General features: G+C 43.9%; 11 protein-coding genes and 1 other annotated feature. Of the genes, 7 read left to right on the top strand and 4 right to left on the bottom strand.

All coding sequences use genetic code 11. The features are described from left to right. Positions 1 to 66 precede the first annotated feature (66 nt). Together ccpA and GC102_RS04335 are read left to right on the top strand one after the other, a co-directional pair. Positions 67 to 1,071, top strand: coding sequence for a catabolite control protein A (gene ccpA, locus GC102_RS04340; protein WP_171688343.1), 1,005 nt, complete (start codon positions 67 to 69; stop codon positions 1,069 to 1,071). An 88-nt stretch (positions 1,072 to 1,159) separates the two neighbouring features. Next, positions 1,160 to 1,861, top strand: a complete 702-nt coding sequence (locus tag GC102_RS04335; RefSeq protein ID WP_171688342.1) for a 5'-methylthioadenosine/adenosylhomocysteine nucleosidase — start codon at positions 1,160 to 1,162, stop codon at positions 1,859 to 1,861. 68 nt (positions 1,862 to 1,929) lie between these two features. Here the strand turns inward: GC102_RS04335 and GC102_RS04330 are convergent, their stop codons facing one another. Together GC102_RS04330 and GC102_RS04325 are read right to left on the bottom strand one after the other, a co-directional pair. Beyond that, positions 1,930 to 3,114 carry an acetoin utilization protein AcuC gene (locus GC102_RS04330; RefSeq protein WP_171688341.1) on the bottom strand — a complete coding sequence of 395 codons (1,185 nt, stop codon included), beginning with the start codon at positions 3,112 to 3,114 and terminating at the stop codon, positions 1,930 to 1,932. Positions 3,115 to 3,183: 69 nt separating this feature from the next. Next, positions 3,184 to 3,822, bottom strand: a complete 639-nt coding sequence (locus GC102_RS04325; RefSeq protein ID WP_171688340.1) for a GNAT family N-acetyltransferase — start codon at positions 3,820 to 3,822, stop codon at positions 3,184 to 3,186. A gap of 223 nt (positions 3,823 to 4,045) precedes the next feature. Here GC102_RS04325 and acsA point away from each other — a divergent pair, with 223 nt between their 5' ends. Further along, positions 4,046 to 5,770 (top strand): acetate--CoA ligase, encoded by a 1,725-nt coding sequence (gene acsA / locus GC102_RS04320; RefSeq protein ID WP_171688339.1) that lies wholly within the window; start codon positions 4,046 to 4,048, stop codon positions 5,768 to 5,770. 115 nt (positions 5,771 to 5,885) lie between these two features. On the opposite strand, the gene GC102_RS04315 is transcribed toward acsA, so the two are convergent. Continuing rightward, entirely contained in the window at positions 5,886 to 9,017 is a 3,132-nt protein-coding gene (locus GC102_RS04315) for a transglycosylase domain-containing protein (RefSeq protein ID WP_171688338.1), read from the bottom strand. A gap of 128 nt (positions 9,018 to 9,145) precedes the next feature. Next, positions 9,146 to 9,424, top strand: a binding site (T-box leader). 51 nt (positions 9,425 to 9,475) lie between these two features. Here GC102_RS04315 and tyrS point away from each other — a divergent pair. Continuing rightward, the gene (gene tyrS / locus GC102_RS04310) at positions 9,476 to 10,735 is read left to right on the top strand and encodes a tyrosine--tRNA ligase (RefSeq protein WP_171688337.1); all 1,260 of its coding nucleotides are present in this window, start codon (positions 9,476 to 9,478) and stop codon (positions 10,733 to 10,735) included. A gap of 44 nt (positions 10,736 to 10,779) precedes the next feature. On the opposite strand, the gene rpsD is transcribed toward tyrS, so the two are convergent. Beyond that, positions 10,780 to 11,379 carry a 30S ribosomal protein S4 gene (rpsD, locus tag GC102_RS04305; protein WP_057302933.1) on the bottom strand — a complete coding sequence of 200 codons (600 nt, stop codon included), beginning with the start codon at positions 11,377 to 11,379 and terminating at the stop codon, positions 10,780 to 10,782. 352 nt (positions 11,380 to 11,731) lie between these two features. Here rpsD and GC102_RS04300 point away from each other — a divergent pair, with 352 nt between their 5' ends. From GC102_RS04300 to GC102_RS04290, 3 genes are all read left to right on the top strand, one after another. Next, complete coding sequence (locus tag GC102_RS04300) at positions 11,732 to 13,720, top strand: sensor domain-containing diguanylate cyclase (RefSeq protein WP_246320720.1); 1,989 nt, start codon at positions 11,732 to 11,734, stop codon at positions 13,718 to 13,720. A 268-nt stretch (positions 13,721 to 13,988) separates the two neighbouring features. Then, positions 13,989 to 14,672, top strand: a complete 684-nt coding sequence (locus tag GC102_RS04295; protein WP_312883176.1) for a TVP38/TMEM64 family protein — start codon at positions 13,989 to 13,991, stop codon at positions 14,670 to 14,672. A 114-nt stretch (positions 14,673 to 14,786) separates the two neighbouring features. Continuing rightward, positions 14,787 to 15,035 carry an HPr family phosphocarrier protein gene (locus tag GC102_RS04290; protein WP_171648663.1) on the top strand — a complete coding sequence of 83 codons (249 nt, stop codon included), beginning with the start codon at positions 14,787 to 14,789 and terminating at the stop codon, positions 15,033 to 15,035. Positions 15,036 to 15,136: the final 101 nt, after the last annotated feature.

The raw sequence follows: 15,136 nt of genomic DNA, 5'->3' as shown, positions 1-15,136 counted from the left end.
ATTTGTCGTATCATAACGATAATATACTAGGATCGCAGAATACTTTTGAAAATGGAGAGAGTAACCGTGACCGTAACCATTTATGATGTAGCAAGAGAAGCAGGAGTTTCGATGGCAACCGTTTCTAGGGTTGTAAACAACAATCCTAACGTTAAGCCACAAACACGCAAGAAGGTTTTTGAAGCCATTGAGCGGCTCGGTTACCGCCCTAATGCGGTAGCAAGGGGTTTAGCTAGTAAGAAGACAACGACTGTTGGTGTTGTCATCCCTGATATTTCCAATTCCATTTTTGCTGAAGTAGCACGTGGGATTGAGGATATTGCAAATATGTACCATTACAATATTATTTTGTGTAATGCGGACAAGAAGAAAGAAAAAGAAATTCGTGTTATTAACACTTTGCTTGAGAAGCAGGTTGATGGATTGCTCTTCATGGGTGGCGTAGTAACTGAGGAACATACACAGGCATTCCGCACGTCTTCCGTACCTGTCGTTTTGTGCGGCACGAAGGATGAGAACCAAGCCATGGCATCTGTGGATATCGATCATGAGAGAGCTGCTTTCGATGCTGTGAATGTGCTTATTGAAGCCGGTCATCGTGACATTGCGATGATATCCGGAACGCTGCATGATCCAGCGAATGGATTTGCGCGTTATCAAGGTTACAAAAAAGCATTGGATGAAGCAGGTATTCCACTGCGTGATGAATATGTTCGCATTGGGAACTATCGTTATGAGTCTAGTGTAGACGCTGTGAACTATTTCTTGGAGCTTTCACCAAGACCAACAGCGATCTTCTCCGCAACAGACGAGATGGCGATTGGCGCCATTCATACGATTCAAGACAATGGACTCAGAGTGCCGCAAGATATCGCCGTCATTAGCGTGGACAATATTCGCATGGCTTCCATGGTTAGACCGACTTTAACGACAGTAGCCCAACCGATGTATGATATCGGCGCAGTGTCGATGCGTCTTCTAACGAAGTTGATGAATAAAGAGTCAACAGATAACATGCAGGTTATCCTACCGCACGAAATTATTTACCGCAACTCCGTTACACAATCTTAATCAAATCAAACCTCTAAGCGAGGTCATTCCTTTGGGGGTGATCTCGGTAGAGGTTTTCTCATGTTGATAAGGGAAAGAGGATAATGAAATGACATGGAATAAAATTGCTCTAATCGGAGCGATGAACGAAGAAATAGAGCTGCTAGTTTCACATATGACCGATGTACGTGAAACGATCAAAGCTGGTATTACGTTTCGTGAAGGTACGTATTTTGACAAGCAAGTTGTTGTGTGCCGGACAGGTGTAGGGAAAGTGAATGCGGCTGTGACAACCCAAATTTTAATTGATAACTTCGGCGTCGAAGCTGTTATTTTTACAGGAGTAGCGGGAGCATTAGATCCAGAGCTGAATATCGGGGATCTCGTGATATCGAGTGAATGCATGCAGCATGATATGGATGTTACAGCACTTGGGTTTTCACGTGGCGTCATCCCTTATGAAGCGAAATCCACCTTCGAAGCGGATAGCAAGCTTGTTAAGTTAGCTGTTGCATCAGGTGAAAAACTGTTTGCAGGCAAGGTTAAAAAGGGGAGAGTACTCTCTGGGGACCAGTTTATTGCAAGCAGGGAGGTTGTTGCTAGCCTGTATGAAGAGCTTGGCGGCGTTTGTGTTGAAATGGAAGGGGCTTCGGTTGCTCAAGTTTGCTCGATGAATGCCACTCCTTATGTCGTGCTGCGATCGATGTCCGATAAAGCAGATGGTTCAGCTCACGTTAATTTTGCTGAGTTTACAGTCCAGGCATCTGAGAATTCGTACAAAATGGTTGAGGATATCGTGAAGCATCTATAAGAGGTATAAAAAAGGCAGGAATAAAAAAGCTCAGAATTTCGCCGAAATGGCGGTTCTGAGCTTTTTTTCTACTTCAAATACATCATGGCGAGTTCCTTCGTTTGCCGGTTCTTCTCGGCAATCGCTTGGCGCCTTGGAATCGGCGCCCAAGCATCTACGGGGTCCAGCCACGTATCCACCAGCTGGACAGGGCTCTTGCTCTGCCAGGCGTCCAGCCACGCCTGTGGCAGCTTCAGCTGGGGCTGAGCCTCCAGCTGATCTAAGATCGCCTGCTCGCTCATGACGAGCCAGAGCAGGCTCCAAGCCCGTGGTACGACACGCCAGATGTCGTACCCGCCGCCCCCGAGCGCTATCCACCGCCCTTCGCACCACTGGTGCGCAAGGGAGTGAATCAGCTCGGGCATAGCCTTGTACACGCGCATGGAGCAATGGACATGCGCGAGCGGGTCGAAAGCATGGGCATCGCACCCATGCTGCGAGATAATGACGTCTGGCTGAAAGCTTCGAATCGTCTCGGTAAGCACCTCGCTGAAGCACTCCAGCCACGACTCATCCTCGGTGTAGGGCTCCACAGGCATGTTTATGTTCGTACCGAAAGCGTCGCCTTCGCCGCGTTCGTTCACGGCACCCGTGCCGGGGAATAAATATTTCCCCGTCTCGTGGATAGAAAGTGTGCATACCTGAGGATCGGCGTAGAAGCCCCACTGCACGCCATCTCCATGATGCACATCTGTGTCGATGTACAGCACTTTTGCGCCGTACATCTCTTTTGCGTGCGCAATCGCCGCTGAAGCGTCGTTGTAGACGCAGAAGCCTGCGCCCTTGCTTTGTAGGGCGTGGTGCAATCCGCCGCCCAGGTGAAGGGCGTGCGGAGCCTTACCGGACATCACCAGCTCGACTGCGGTGATGGAGCCGCCCACGACCTTCGCCGTGGTTTCATGCATCCCGGCGAAGTAAGGCGTATCGTCGGTGTCAAGTCCGAAGCGCGTTGCTTCTCGGACCCAATGCTCCTCCGGCACGGAACAGCTAAGCGCTTTCACCGCTTCGATGTAAGCGGGTGAGTGAACCCGCAGCAGTTCGCTATCTGTCGCGGAGCGAGGAGCCCGCAGCGCGCTGTCAGGGAGCGCGCCGGCTTTTCGCAGCAGATCCACCGTCATCGTAAGTCGATCTTGATTGAACGGGTGGTTTTCATTAAATTTATATTGAATTTCTTGATCATCATAGATAAAGACAGGATTTGCCTTCTTGTTCATATCCCTAATTCCCCCGAATGGACTAACAATTTCGCTTGAAGCTCTAGAAATCCCACGATTACTTAGAAATTAATACATGAAACGCTGCTGAAAACGAATGCGATCAAACTGCTCAACGGAAGCGATCGGCACCTTTTTGCCGATTCTTACCATAAGACAGTTGGCTGGATGTGAGCATATTTCTGGGTCGTCCGTAGCGAACCAGATCATGTCGATGCTTTTCATGAGCCTCTCCATCATTTGACGGTATTCCCAGACCGTTAATTTGCTTGTTTCTAAGTCCCAATGCCAATAATACTCTGTGGTGAAACAGATGATATTCTCCATCTGCTCATCTTCGAAAGCGAGTCGAATCATCTTTTTCCCTAATCCAATGGATCTGTAGTCGTCTGCAACTTCTATAGCGCCCAGTTCAATTAAATCCTGCATATGCCCCTGTGACCAACGCTCAATCTCGTCTGGATAGTGGAAGGTGACATAGCCGACAATCGTGGAGCCGTCTCTTGCTATGATGATACGTCCTTCAGGTAATTGTGCAATTTCGACTAGTGCCTCTAACTGCTCCTTAGGTCTGCGAAACGCATCTAATTTGGTATGCATAACAAGCTCCTGCAAGGTTTCTGCTGAAACAGGACCTTCTATGATAATTTCGGGTTGATCGGGAGCTGCGCGCAAGCTGTGTGAGTGGTATATTTTGATATGCTGCATAACCTTAGCTCTCCTTTTAAAAAAAAGCATGATGAACGTTTCCTTTTCCGTTAGGTCATAGTATTCTTATACCAAACTTTGGTTTGAATTAAAAGACGAATTTTTAACGTAGGCGAATATTTCCTATTATGATATAATAGAATATGTCAAAAATCGATCACATTTTGCTTGAATTAATCAGTAAAGTGAAAGCGGTTTACCACGTGAGGAGGGTTTTACGTACATGGATCAAATGAAAGTTGAACTCATTGAAGCTGTATCCACTAATCCTAACATGATCAATTATGAACAAACGCATGCGACATTTGACTGGAAAGACATCGAGAAGAGCTTTTCCTGGTATGAAACAGGTAAAGTTAACATGGCATATGAAGCGATTGACCGTCATGCTGAATCATCCAAAAAGGATAAAATCGCACTTTATTACAGCGATAGTCAGCGAGAAGAAGCAATCACTTATGGACAAATGAAAACGAAATCTAATCAGTTTGGTAATGTACTTCGAGGACTTGGTGTTGGTAAAGGCGAGCGCGTCTTTATTTTCATGCCACGTACACCGGAACTTTACTATTCCTTACTTGGAACCCTTAAAGTTGGTGCTGTTGTTGGGCCATTATTTGAGGCTTTCATGGAAACAGCAGTCAGAGACCGTTTGGAAGATAGTGAAGCCGTAGCCATTATTACGACACCAAGTTTATTATCGCGTGTTCCTTATAATGAACTTCCACATTTGAAGCATGTCATTATCGTTGGTGAAAATGTGGAGCTAGCTGAGGGACAAGTTGATTATTACAAAGAGATGGAAAGCGCTTCAACCGAACTTGACATTGAGTGGCTAGATCGTGAAGATGGATTAATTATCCATTATACGTCTGGCTCAACAGGTAAACCGAAGGGTGTTTATCACGTTCAAAACGCCATGCTTCAACATTATTATACGGGTAAGATTGTATTAGATCTTCAAGAAGATGATATTTACTGGTGTACAGCGGATCCAGGTTGGGTAACGGGAACCTCCTATGGGATCTTTGCTCCATGGTTAAATGGTGCAACGAATGTCATTCGCGGTGGTCGCTTCAGTCCCCAAGATTGGTACAATACGCTTCAGAAATATAAAGTAACCGTTTGGTATAGTGCGCCAACTGCTTTCCGTATGTTGATGGGTGCCGGTGATGATGTAGCTACTGGGTTTGATCTGTCATCGCTTCGTCACGTACTTAGCGTAGGCGAACCGTTAAATCCCGAAGTTGTACGTTGGGGGCTGAAAGTTTATAACCAACGTATACATGACACTTGGTGGATGACAGAAACAGGTGGACAACTCATCTGTAACTATCCATCCATGACGATTAAGCCTGGTTCAATGGGGCGTCCAATTCCGGGTGTCGAAGCGGCTATTATTGATGATGCAGGGAACATTTTGCCTCCTAATCGGATGGGGAACCTAGCTATCAAAACGCCGTGGCCTTCGATGATGCGCAAAATTTGGAATAACCCTTCTAAATACGAAGAATATTTCCGTTTGACAGGTTGGTACGTTTCCGGTGATTCGGCTTATCAGGATGAAGAGGGCTACTTCTGGTTCCAAGGTCGAGTGGATGATGTGATTAACACAGCAGGCGAACGGGTAGGTCCTTTCGAGGTGGAGAGTAAGCTTGTTGAGCATCCTGCGGTTGCAGAAGCTGGGGTTATTGGTAAGCCTGACCCAATGCGTGGAGAGATTATTAAAGCGTTTATCGCCCTGCGTGAAGGCTACACACCGTCAGATGAGCTCAAAGCGGATATTTCCAAATTTGTTAAAGAAGGGCTTTCTGCCCACGCAGCTCCTCGTGAAATTGAATTTAAAGACAAGCTGCCTAAGACACGCAGTGGTAAAATTATGCGCCGTGTTCTTAAAGCTTGGGAGCTCAATTTGCCAACAGGCGACTTATCGACGATCGAAGACTAAGGCAATCAAGCCTTCTTTGCACCAGATCTATGGTGTAAGGAAGGCTTTTTATTGCGTATATAGCAGCTTTTGAAATAAAAAAAGACCCGGGTACCCGGGTCTTTCTACTTAATGATTAGTTGTTGTAGGCGATAGAAGCGGAAGGCTTTGACTCGCCCGCATCGTTGACAGCAGTTACTTTGTAATAACCATTGTAAGCTGCTGCGTAATAATGAAATTCGGTCGCATCATCAACAGAACCAAGCTTCTTAAACGTTCCTTTTTCTTTGTCACTAAAATAAACAATATACTTCTTTACTTTATCCTTGGACGCATTGGCTTTCCAGGTTAACATTACACCTGCTCCATCAGCTTTGGCTTTAATGCCGGTTGGTGCGGCAGGTAGGTCCTTTGTGCTTCCATTGTTACCGTTGTCGGTTCCAATGGGTTCACCGATTTCACCATTAGAGCCTGATGGAGGGTTAGTAGCTCCTGGAATTTGATTTCCTTCGACAGAAGGTACGAACAATGAATCTAGCGAGCTTCCATCTGTAAAAGAGGAGCGGCTAGGTACCGATTCTTTCCCCGCTACATCGACTGCTGTCACATAATAACCGATTAAGCTAGATCCGGGGATTTGATCAATAAATTTCGTCTCAGCGCCTGCCAAGACAACTTTGCCGCCCATGAGCTGGAACTTGCCGCGGTTATCAGAGCGATATATGCGATAGCCGACGATATCAGGATTCGGACTAGCCTGGAAGGCAATGGTTGCCGTGTCACCGGACTTGGTTGTTACAACGTTCGTTGGTGCAGCGGGCTCTTTACCGTCATCAACCCGAGGGTCAACTTCGGATGGTGCGTCATCGTCATAATCTGTTGGCTTATAATTATCGATCGGCTTACGGCTCTTTTCAGGAAGTTTACTCATGGCTACTTCGATTTCTTTGAGCAATTGACTGATCGATTTTTGTCTTTTAATGACCGTTTTCTCTTGTACGAAATCTGCTGGCGTATTGTCTTGCGCCATGTAATTCAGTCCGCCAAATGAACTGATTTTCATCCGTACCATCACATTGTCGACTTCAGTAGGTACATATTTCTTGTTGAATATATCAGTAACTAGAAATTCGGACTTCGACGTTAATTCGCTTGGCAGCTTACCGGATAAACTGGATACGGTTGCCGAGACAATACCATCCGGTTTGGCGAATGTTTTGGTAGGAAAGAGATCTGGTTTCTGCTCGATTGTTCGGTTCATAATGAGAGCCCATATATCCTTGGCGTGATTCGTCTGCAATGTTTTGGAAGACAATTTATTAATCGGTTGGTCATAACCAATCCACACACCAACGGTAATATCAGGGGTAAAGCCCATAAACCAAGCATCGGCATCATCTTGCGTTGAGCCAGTTTTGCCAGAAATCTCAATTTTGCCATATGATTTATACTTTTTCATCAAATCAGTTGCTGTCCCTTGGCTAACCACCGTTTTCATCATATCTGTAATCAGATACGCACTTTGTGGGGAATAGACAGGGGTTGCCTTTATATCATGTGTATAAATCGTTTTGCCATTTGAATCTTTGATTTCGCGAATCATAAACGTCTCATTGAATGAGCCTTTATTCGGAATAGATGCATAAGCGCCGGTCAGTTCCCTCACCGAAGTTCCTCGGCTTAGTCCGCCGATTACGCCGGTCTGGGCATAATAATCTTCTTTTTGAATCGACGTGATACCGAGTTTTTTTGCAAAATCCCAAGAATCATTAATACCAACTTTATTCAGAAATATATCAATGGCAGGGATATTGTAAGACTGGTTTAAAGCTCTTCTTGCTGTCATTAACCCGTGAAACTTGTGATCCCAGTTTTCTGGAAGATGAAAGCCTTTGACACCGTCTTTTAGAATAATAGGGATATCATCCACGATACTAGCGGGTTGAATGGCCCCTTTCTCTAAGGCTGGTATATAGGCGGCAATGGGCTTCATAGTTGATCCAGGCTGTCTGAATGCTTGTGTGGCATGATTGAGCTGCTCTTCGAAGAAATTGCGGCCCTCAATCATCCCTTTGATAGCTCCGGATTTAGAATCGATCATGATGGCCCCAACTTGTTCCATGCCTTTTTTATCATCCGTAGGGGCGAAGTTTTTATCGTTACTTGATATTTCATGCATGGAATCATAAATGGTCTTATCTATAGTTGTATAGATTTGATAGCCACCACGTAAGAGTTGAGTATGTATGCCTTTTAACGCTTCATTATAAGCGGCCTGGTTTTTCTTAGGATCAAGCTCAGGCTTCTGGATCTTCAACAAAATTTCGGCAGCTTCTTTTTCCGTTTCAATCATTAGGTAAGGATAAGTCGTGTAAGCCTTCTGAGCCGCAGGGGGCATGGAAGCTTTGAGATCAAACTTAAGTGCTTCTTGGTACTGTTCATTCGTAATTTTCTTTTCTTCCAGCATCCGTTTGAGTACTAATTGTTCACGCGTAACCGCCTTTTTGAAACCATCTTCATCAAAGTCAGGCTTGCTCGTGAATGCAGAGTACTGCGATGGGGATTGCGGTAGACCGGCTAAGTAAGCGGCTTGAGCAACGTTTAACTTATCCAGATCGTCGATGTTGAAGAGACCTTTGGCAGCTGCTTTAATCCCATATAGATTATAGCCTGTCGCGCCATTGCCATAAGGAATTTTGTTCAAATAAGCGAGCAAAATTTCATCCTTGGACATTAGGCGTTCCATCCGGAGCGCTAACAGCAGCTCTCTTGCTTTACGGCCATCATCACGGTCTAGTGTAAGAAATACCCGTCTGGCAAGCTGTTGCGTAATTGTGCTTCCACCTGTTTGAACTTCCTCGTTCAGCAGTTTCTGAGTTACTGCCCGATAAAGCCCGCGGATATCGATACCGCGATGGTTGTAGAAGTCTTTGTCTTCAATGGCGAGGACTGCATCTAACAGAAGTTGCGGAATGTCATCAAGCTGAGCGAGACGACGGTCTTCCTCAGTTCGCAATTGACCAATGACGGCATCATCATTGAAGTAAGCGAAGCCTGTGACAGCATTTTCCTGCATCTGCTGACGTATGGCCTCTTCGGTGCGTACAGGATCTTTTTTGACTAGGGCACTGACATACCCGAATGCGGCAGATCCACCGACAATTCCCGCCAAAAAGGCACTAATGATGGTCCATTTTAAGGTAATCCAAGTTACTTTGAATGTAGTTCTCACCCAAGGGCGATTCCATTTCGCGAAAAAATTGCGCATAAGTTCCAATATCCTCCTTACATGAACCCTAATAGTATACCATAACTGCACCTTTTGCGGTAATGATGAAGCGAAGAAACGATGCCGACATGGTTTGACAACACCCAGAAACATGTGATAAATTTTTATCAAATGCGTTGAAAGATCAGCAGTAGGTAGCTTGTGGATGCTTTCAGAGAGCCGGTGGATGGTGCGAACCGGTACCTGCAGGTTAGTGAATTACGGTCTTGAGCAGTGAATGGGAACCTGCAGCTTTCATGAGCTGCACAAGTAGTATTTGCCGATTAAACCCCGTTAAAGGTTCTTGAGTGAAAATAGCTAGCCGTGCACATAACACCTGTTATAGATGTACGTAACTACTGTTTTAATTAGGGTGGTACCGCGAGTCAAGTCTTCTCGTCCCTTTGTGGATAAGAAGGCTTTTTTTGTATGTTTAAAGAAAAAGGAGATGGATGAACATGGATATTTTGAAGGATTTGGAGTTTCGCGGACTGCTTCATCAAATTACGGATCGGGAGGGCTTGGACAAAAAGCTTAGCGAGGAGCGTGTTACGCTTTATTGCGGCTTTGACCCGACCGCGGACAGCTTACACATCGGTAGCTTGCTGCCTATTCTTACTCTGAGACGCTTTCAGCTCGCTGGTCACGTTCCTTTGGCGCTCGTTGGCGGGGGAACAGGGCTGATTGGTGATCCTAGCGGAAAAGCCAATGAGCGAACACTCAATGGGCCTGAAGTTGTCGAGGCTTGGTCACAAAGCATCAAAAATCAGTTATCTCGGTTTCTCGACTTCTCCACTGAAATTGAAAATAGTGCAGAACTTGTCAACAATTACGATTGGTTAGGATCGCTGAATGTCATCGAATTCCTTCGTGATGTAGGCAAAAACTTTACCGTTAATTACATGTTGGCAAAAGATTCTGTTGATTCACGGATCTCCAAAGGGATTTCCTTCACGGAGTTCAGCTATATGATTCTGCAATCATACGATTTCCTGAAGCTCAATGAAACGAAAAATTGCTCTGTGCAAATTGGCGGAAGTGACCAATGGGGTAATATTACGGCTGGTCTTGAGCTTATCGGTAAGTCCACAGATAAACGTGCCTACGGGGTAACCTTGCCGCTTGTGACAAAAAGTGATGGTCAAAAGTTCGGGAAGACAGAAGGCGGAGCTATTTGGTTGGATGCTAGCAAAACGTCTCCTTATCAGTTTTACCAGTTCTGGTTGGGTACAGCCGACAATGACGTCATCCGTTTCCTGAAATATTTTACTTTTGTTTCGCATGAGGAAATCGAACGTCTCGAGGAAGAAGTGCAAGCTCTGCCTGAGAAGAGGGAGGCTCAGAAATTACTTGCCCGCGAAGTTACGAAGCTTGTACACGGTGGAGAAGCGTTAGAAAGTGCTCTTAACATTACAACAGCTTTATTCAGTGGTAATATTCAGGAGCTTTCACGTACGGAGATTGAAGAAGCGTTCAAGGATGTTCCATCTGCAACCATAGATCAAGATGATATTGCGTTGGTTGATTTACTGATTTCCGTAGGAGCGGCTCCGTCCAAACGCCAAGCACGTCAAGATATTGAGAGTGGTGCTGTCACGGTCAATGGCGTTAAAGTGACGCAATTCGAAGCAGTTACTAGAGATTTGGGTAGACTCGGAGAGTCTTACATCATTATTCGCCGCGGTAAAAAGAATTATTACCTTGTACAGTTTGCTTAAAGAAAAAAAGCCCCTTAGGGAAATCCCTGAGGGGCTTGCTTTTATTAACGGCTGTAGAACTCGACGATTTGTTTCTCGTCAATTTCTTGTGGAAGCTCAGAACGTTCTGGCAAACGAATGTACTTGCCTTCTACGCTTGCGTCGTTGAACTCAAGGTAAGTTGGCAGGTAGTTACGGTTAGCAAGAGCTTCTTTCACTGCGGAAAGACCTTTGCTTCTTTCACGAAGAGCGATAACGTCACCTGTAGATACGATGTAAGAAGCGATATCTACTTTTTTGCCGTTCACAGTTACGTGACCGTGAGCAACTAGTTGACGCGCGCCTGCGCGGGAGTTGGAAAGACCAAGACGGTAAACCAAGTTGTCCAAACGGCTTTCAAGCAAGATCATGAAGTTCTCACCGGAAATACCTTTTAGTTTGGAAGCTTTATCGAACAAGTTGCGGAATTGCTTCTCGTTCAAACCGTACATGTGACGAAGTTTTTGTTTTTCATTTAATTGAACGCCATAGCCGCTCATTTTTTTACGTTGTCCTGGGCCATGTTGACCTGGAGGGAATGGGCGTTTCAAGTCTTTACCGTTACCACTCAAAGAAATACCAACACGACGGCTTAATTTAAATTTAGGTCCTGTATAACGTGACATTTAGGAAAAACTCCTTCTTTTCAACAATTAGTTTAGTAGATAGCATCTAGATGTCAGGGTGAAGACAAGTGCCTGGTTTTGCTTACGAATCATATTGTGATTCCCTGACAAGAGTAGTTCAGCCGCTGTCTTGGCAGGAGCAAAAGCAGTGAGGGTGATCACAAATGGCATTCACCGAAATCATGTTGTTACTCGACTTCTAATTTTATTAAAAACAGGGGCATGTGTCAAGTCTCAATCCTTTAAAGTGATTCTAAAATTTCGTGCAATAAGCACAGAAAAATAGTATGATAAATGAGGTAAGATTTAGCCTGGATCAATAGGACTACAGTTTGTTGGTGAAGGAGAGCCTATGAGTGAACCACTTCGTAGTATGAAACAACATAGTCGTGCAGAACACTTCGAAGAGTTTCTTCGGCAAGGACTTGTTCTTTCTAGCAACTTTTCCTATTGGGAATTCAATTGTCATCATGTAGTGCTAGATGCTTTCGATGAGTGGATTCACCAATTCGGGCAAGCGATGCTACCGCCTCAAACCGCACTGCTATGTGTGGATACGGATCTGAAAGTGGTTAAGGCTTGCTCCCATGATACACTTCTTACTGATGCATTGCTGCAGGTAGGAGCATCATGGAGCTATGCAGAACGCAATGACAATCCGTTGGCACGATGTGCTGAAAATCCAAAAATGCATATAATGACTAGCGAAGAAATGAGCGCAAAAGAACTGAAGACCGTTTTTGCTGCTTCGATTCCAGTCCTAGATCCACAAGGGGCTCCAATTTTATATTTGGGACTATTTTCCCATACACTTGAAGAAGCAGACGAACTTGCACAATTGTTCTATATACTTTCCCTATCTTTCCAAGGTAGTGTGCAGAGCGTAGAGGATCGTCGTAAGTACGACCAGTTGTTTATGCAGCATCTAAATAGGGAACTTGAGTTTAAGAAGCATGATATTTTATTTGAGGCTTCTAAGAAGCTACATGCCAAAATCGATGTCGATTCGGTATTGACCGAAGTCATTGAGTGCATGCATAGCGTTTATCCCAATATACAAGTAGATTTATTGCTTTCACAAGATAATGACTCTACGAATCTATCTGTGAAGCCTTTGAATTTCCATAGTACGGAGGATGACATTCGAACACGTGCTTTTATGGAAGGGCATGTGATATTTGAACCTTCATCCGAGGATAGTGGCCCAAGTACAGGTCATATCGCTGCTCCGTTATCAGGCAAACAGGGTGTATATGGCGTGTTATATATGACGTCTAACAGTAATTTGATTCACGCTTCGGATTTGCAATTCATATCATTGCTTGCCGATACAGCTGGGTCTGCTTTTGAAAACGCTAAATTATATGAACAGTCCAATTTAATGATTAACGAGCTTCGGCTTATTAATGAAATCACCAAGCAATTAAATCAGAGCTTGCGTTTAAACGAAATCTTTAATTCAGCATCGAGCGAGATTTTAAGTATTTTCGGCGCGGATTATAGTTGTATTCTGCAAGCGGATAAAAATAGTGAGAATTTAATCGTACAAGCGACTAATTTGCCAGCGATGTTTCATGAGACCTTTACCGTAGATCAAGGCTTTTCTGGTGTCGTCTATACCTCCAAAGAACCGATTATTATTTCAGACTATTGGAGCAATAATAAGGTTGCGTCAAAGCTGATGCAGTTAACCAACTCCAGATCGCTTATTGGTTCACCAATTCTCGTGAATGGACAAGTTGAGGGCGTTATTTTAGTTGTACACAGCAAGCCAAACTTCTTTTCCTATGATAACTACAAATTGCTGCAGGTTCTTTCGGGGCATATTGGTCTTGCCATGACGAATGCTTCCTTGCATGCTGAAGTGAAACGAATGGTTATTACAGATAATTTGACAGGACTTTATGTACGTCATTATTTAGACGAACAGGCTAATTCGATGCAAAAGAAGGACTTCTGCGGTTCACTTATTGTCGTTGATATAGACAATTTCAAACGGGTTAATGATACCTACGGTCATCAGGTGGGCGATAAAATCTTGATCCAAGTAAGTCAAATTATTAAAACTAGTATTAGGGATAGTGATATTGCAGCTAGATGGGGCGGGGAAGAGCTTGCGGTCTATTTACCCCAAGTTGCAAAGTCTCAAACGATTCGAATCGCAGAACGTATTCGTGTTCGTGTTCTTGAGGAGACTAATCCGCAAGTAACCGTTTCCTGTGGCGTTTCGGATTGGAATTGGGAAGAAGATAAGATTAGTGTAGAATCGCTGTTCTATCGTGCAGATATGGCTCTCTATCAAGCCAAAAATAATGGTCGTAACCAAATTCGAATCGGTTAGCAAAAAAGCACTTGTCTAAGGACAGGTGCTTTTCTTCGCTTTAACACTTTCATATCATAAACTTGGTTGCTCAACTTGCAAATAATGTCGAAAAAAGGTTGTCTAATCTAATAAATTTGAATAGGTAGGGTAAACTATATGAAGGATAGAAATAGGATAAGGTACTTCACCGTTGTATTACCAGATAACTCCTCACTTTTCTCTTCCTGAACCTTCTGTAACATGTTACAATGGTTTGGTCTAAGGGAAGGATGGTCGAAATTTGTCGGTGTTAAACAGAAACAGAAAACACATTTTGCTAGTTTTTTTTATTTGTATTTTGCTCGTTGCATTGATTGCCTTTTTATTTTATAACCCTACAGGCATTAAACTTACTCACAGCAATATGCGACAGCTATCTGAACATTTAAGGGACATTGGTTGGCCTGGTAAAATCATCGGAATGGCTTTAATTTTTTTTCAAACGTTCTTTCCGTTTATTCCCTTTGTTGTTGTAGCAGGTACGAATGTTGCTATTTTCGGTATTAAAATAGGGTTTCTTGTTAATTACATAATGTCTTGTTTAGGAGCAGTTGCTTCTTTTTATTTTGCTCGCTATTATGGACATGCATGGGTAGAGAAAAAGCTCGAGCGATTTCCATTAGTGACGCAGTTTAGTAAGCGGATGGAGAAGCGCGGATTCCTATATGTCCTTCTAGGCAGATTGATTCCGATTTTACCTTCCTCGGCGATTAATTTTGGTGCAGGGCTAACTCGAATGCGGTTTACTCATTTTCTATGGGGGACCTTGCTGGGGAAACTGCCGATCGTATTTCTAGAATCAATGATTGCACATGATTTATTTCATTTCCAGAAATATAAGGGAAGACTACTTTTGTTGCTAGGTATTTTCGTTCTTTTGATTCTAGTAGGGAACGGCGTGAAGAAAGCAATTGCAGCAAAGACGAAGTAAAGCGCTTTACTTGGAGAATGAAGGAAATTTTTTGTTGCGTTAAGTAACCTTTCCAAGTTATCATATAGGGAGCAAGGCGACCAATTCAGATGCGAATAAATGGAGGAATGAAATATGCCAAGTGCTAATAATGCCGCAATTGTTGAAATTTCACAAACAGCTAATAAATTCAGATCGTCAATCGTTCTCCAATATGATAATAAGTATATCGATGTAAAAAGTATCTTAGGTTTGTTTACTACATTGCTTAGCTCCAGCAACTATGATCTCCATGTTCATGGGCCGGATGCAGAAGAAGCGAAAATCGCTATGGCTGAAGTATTCGCTAAGCACAATTTGGGCGTAAACGTTGTTCAAGAATAGAGTTCATGCTTAAAGAAGGTACTCTCAGAATCTCTGAGGGTACCTTCTCTTGTATATTGATCCAATTTCGCTTAATATAGATCATATAAGGACGGATGACT

Origin of the sequence: Paenibacillus germinis (genome assembly GCF_013141785.1) — a bacterium.
GTDB lineage: Bacteria > Bacillota > Bacilli > Paenibacillales > NBRC-103111 > Paenibacillus_E > Paenibacillus_E phytorum.
The sequence above is the reverse complement of the archived record's forward strand: the minus strand, read 5'-3'. Positions and strand labels throughout refer to the sequence as shown.